The 3,882-nt window shown below is 68.0% G+C and carries 3 protein-coding genes; all 3 read right to left on the bottom strand.

The features are described 5' to 3' along the window. Positions 1 to 70: 70 nt before the first annotated feature. Entirely contained in the window at positions 71 to 1,411 is a 1,341-nt protein-coding gene (astB, locus tag JYJ84_RS30775) for an N-succinylarginine dihydrolase (protein ID WP_205189893.1), read from the bottom strand. Between the two features lie 14 nt (positions 1,412 to 1,425). Then, positions 1,426 to 2,889 (bottom strand): succinylglutamate-semialdehyde dehydrogenase, encoded by a 1,464-nt coding sequence (gene astD, locus JYJ84_RS30780; RefSeq protein ID WP_175221261.1) that lies wholly within the window; start codon positions 2,887 to 2,889, stop codon positions 1,426 to 1,428. A gap of 7 nt (positions 2,890 to 2,896) precedes the next feature. Beyond that, positions 2,897 to 3,882: arginine N-succinyltransferase (astA, locus tag JYJ84_RS30785; RefSeq protein WP_205189894.1), on the bottom strand; the 986-nt coding region annotated here is incomplete at its 5' end.

A 3,882-nucleotide genomic window follows, 5' to 3' on the forward strand; every position in this document is an offset into this window, starting at 1 on the left:
TGCGGACGGCGCGCTACCGGTCAGCGTGAACGCGAGGAAGTCGTCGAGTAGCGCGGCGGCCATGCGGGAATCAACGCTGGAAGTCATACAGCGAACCGACGCGCAGGATCTGCGTGAGTTCGTCGAGCGCCGTGCGCGATTCGTCGAGCAGCGCCGGATCGGCGAGGTCGTCCGGTGCGAGGCGATCGCGATAGTGCTTGTCGATCCACGTGTCGAGCGACGCGAACAGCGTGTCGTTGATCCACACGTTCGACGTAACGGCCGCGCGTTCCGCTTCGTTCAGCACGACGCGCAGGCGCAGGCAGGCAGGGCCGCCGCCGTTCTTCATGCTTTCGCGCAGGTCGAACACGAGCACGTCGTGAATCGGGCCGTTGCCGGCCGCGAGTTCGTCGAGATAGGCCGCGACGTTGCCGTTCTCGCGGCATTCCTGCGGCACGACGAGCACCTGCGAACCGTCCGCGCGCGACAGCAGCTGGCTGTTGAACAGGTACGACGTCACCGCGTCGTTCACGCTCACGGCCGCCTCGGGCACCTCGATCACGTTCAGGCGCGCACCGCGTGCGTCGAGCGCGGCGGTCAGCGTATCGTAGATCGCCTGCTTGTTGACGAACGCGCGCTCGTGCGTGAACAGCGTGTCGCGGTTGCCGACCGAGATCACGTCGTTGTGGAACACGCCCGCGTCGATCACGTCCGGATCCTGCTGCGCATAGACCGTCGCTTCTTCGGCCAGCCCGTGACGATGCGCGACCGCGCGGCTCGCCTCGAAGGTCTGGCGTGCCGGGAAGCGCTTCGGCTCGGGGCCGCGGCGGTACTCGGCGCGGCCGTACACGAAGAATTCGATGCCCGGCTTGCCGTATTCGGCGCAGAAGCGCGTGTGGTTCGCCGCGCCTTCGTCGCCGAGTGCCGGCGTGCCGGTCAGCGCTTCATGCACCGCGAAATGCGCGGGATCGGCGAACAGCGTCGACAGCGTGCGGCGCGTCGCGTCGTGTTCGATCGCGCGATGCAGCTTGCTGCACAGGTTCGCCGGCGTGAAGTGCACGCGGCCATCGCTCGGGGCGGCCGACGGGCTGACGGTGGCCGCGTTCGCGGTCCACATCGCCGACGCCGAGCTCGCCGCGGCGAGCAGTTCGGGCGCCTGCTTCGCGGCCTTCGCGATCACGTCCGCGTCCTTGCCCGAGAAGCCGAGCTCGCGCAGCAGGCGCAGCGACGGCCGCTCCTGCGGCGGCAGCACGCCTTGCGCGAAGCCGAGATCGGCGAGCTGCTTCATCTTGCGCAGCCCCTGCTTCGCGGCGGCCTTCGGATTCGCGGCCGACTTTTCGTTGTTGAGCGACGCCACGTTGCCGAACGACAGCCCGGCGTAGTTGTGGGTCGGGCCGACGAGCCCGTCGAAATTGGCTTCTTGTGCGTTCATCGTCGTTCCCTCGATCAGAAATGCAGGCCCGGCGACAGGCTCGCGGGCAAGGTCAGTTGCGTGCTTTCCACCGACGCCATCGGATACGCGCAATAGTCGGCCGCGTAGTACGCGCTCGGACGATGGTTGCCCGAGCGGCCGGTGCCGCCGAACGGCGCGGCGGACGATGCGCCGTTGGTCGGCCGGTTCCAGTTGACGATCCCGGCGCGGATCGTGCGGCGGAAGTGTTCCCACACCTTCGCGTTGTCAGCGAGCAGGCCGGCGGACAGGCCGAATGCCGTGTCGTTCGCGCGTTCGATCGCTTCGTCGAACGTCGCGTAGCGGACGATCTGCGCGAGCGGGCCGAAATGTTCTTCGTCGGGCAGGTTCGCGACACCCGTCACGTCGACGATCGCCGCGTTCACGAAGCCGAGGCGCGGATCGCGCTGCGTCATCGCGATGATCGGCTTCGCGCCCTGCTCGACCAGGCGCGATTGTGCGTCGACGAGCTTCGCCGCTGCGCGTGCCGAGATCACTGCGCCCATGAACGGCTGCGGATCGGCGTCGAACACGTCGGCCGTGATCTTCGACGTCACGTCGGCGAAACGCGCGAGGAAGCGGTCGCCGAACGCGCCCTGCGGCACGAAGATGCGACGCGCGCACGTGCAGCGCTGGCCGGCCGACAGGAACGCCGACTGGATCGTGTGATGGACGGCCGCGTCGATATCTTCGACTTCGCCGATCACGAGCGGGTTGTTGCCGCCCATCTCGAGCGCGAGCACGATTTCCGGACGGCCGCCGAACTGCTTGTGCAACAGCGTGCCCGTATCGGAGCTGCCCGTGAAGAACAGCCCGTCGATCTGCCGATGGTTCGCGAGCGCGATGCCCGTGTCCTTCTCGCCCTGCACGAGGTTCAGCACGCCGGCCGGCAGCCCGGCTTCCTGCCACACTTCGACCGTCGCGCGCGCGACGCCCGGTGCGAGCTCCGACGGCTTGAACACGACCGCATTGCCGGCGATCAGCGCGGGCACGATATGGCCGTTCGGCAAGTGGCCGGGGAAGTTGTACGGGCCGAATACCGCGACCACGCCATGCGGACGGTGGCGCAGCACCGCGACGCCGTCGGCCATGTCCTGGCGCTTCTCGCCGGTGCGTTCCTGGTACGCCTGGATCGAGATGCCGACCTTCGCGGCCATCGACGCGACTTCGGTGCGCGCCTCCCACAGCGGCTTGCCCGTCTCGCGGCCGATCGCGATCGCGATCGCTTCCTTGCGTTCGTTGAGCAACGCGGCGAAACGCTTGACGATCGCGCAGCGCGATTCGAAGTCGAGCGCCGACCAGCCGGCGAACGCGCGGCGCGCACTCGCGACCGCACGGTCGACGTCGGCCGCCGACGCGCTTTCACCCTGCCATGCGATCTCGTCGGTGCCCGGGTTGCGCGAAGCGAACACGGGGCCCGAGCCTGCGACCCAGGCGCCGTCGATGAAGAGTTCCGTCATGATTCGTTTATCCCTGTTTGACTTTGAGCGGCAGCACGCGGACCGGATCGCCGGCCTTCACGTCGAGCGCGGTGGCATCGTCGGCCGACAGCACGAACGAGCCGTTCGCGACCACGCCCGGCGCAACGCCGACGCGGAAATCGGTGAGCGACGTGTTCGACACGAGCGACTTCGGCGGATGGCCACCCCCTGCACTTTCGCTCGCATCCGGCACACCGATCTCGACCGGCACGACGACGCTTTCGCGCACCGTGCGCAGGTCGTTGACGTGGCATTCGAGCACGGGGCCCGCGTCGAAGATGTCGACGTGATTCTGGTAGCGCAGCCCTTCCGCCTCGAGCATCTTGCGAGCCGGCAGCGTGTCGCGGTGCGTGAGGCCGACCGCATCCTGTGCGTCCTGCGGCAGCAGGTCGACGTACACCGGATAGCGCGGCATCAGTTCCGCGAGGAACGACTTGCGGCCGTGCGAGCTCAGATAGTCGGCCGCGTTGAAATCGATCTGGTAGAAGTGCGAACCGACGGCGCGCCAGAACGGCGACGTGCCGTCTTCGTCGAAGTGGCCGCGCAATTCCGCGCAGATGCGCTCCGGAAAGCGCTCGCGGAACTGCGCGATGAACATGAAGCGCGAGCGCGACAGCAGGCCGCCCACGCCGCCCGTGCGATAGCGCGGGCTCAGGAACAGCGAGCACACTTCCGCATAGCCGGTCAGGTCGTGCGAGATGTTCAGCGCGGACATCCGCGTCCACACGCCGAGCTCCTGGCTCGCGTGCACGACCGTGCTCACGCGATAGTTGTAGAACGGCTGTTCGAGGCCGACCTGCGTCTCGATTCCGCACACGCCCGCGATGTCGCCCGTCTTCGATTCTTCCATCACGAAGAAGTAGCCGGCCTCGCCGGCTGCAGCCTCGCCCGCGAGCGTGCGGCGCGTGCGCTCGATGCGCGCGGCGAGCGCGTCGCGGTCGGGCTTGAACGTGGTCAGGCCCGGCCCGGTTT

The organism is Burkholderia sp. LMG 13014, assembly GCF_905232215.1.
GTDB lineage: Bacteria > Pseudomonadota > Gammaproteobacteria > Burkholderiales > Burkholderiaceae > Burkholderia.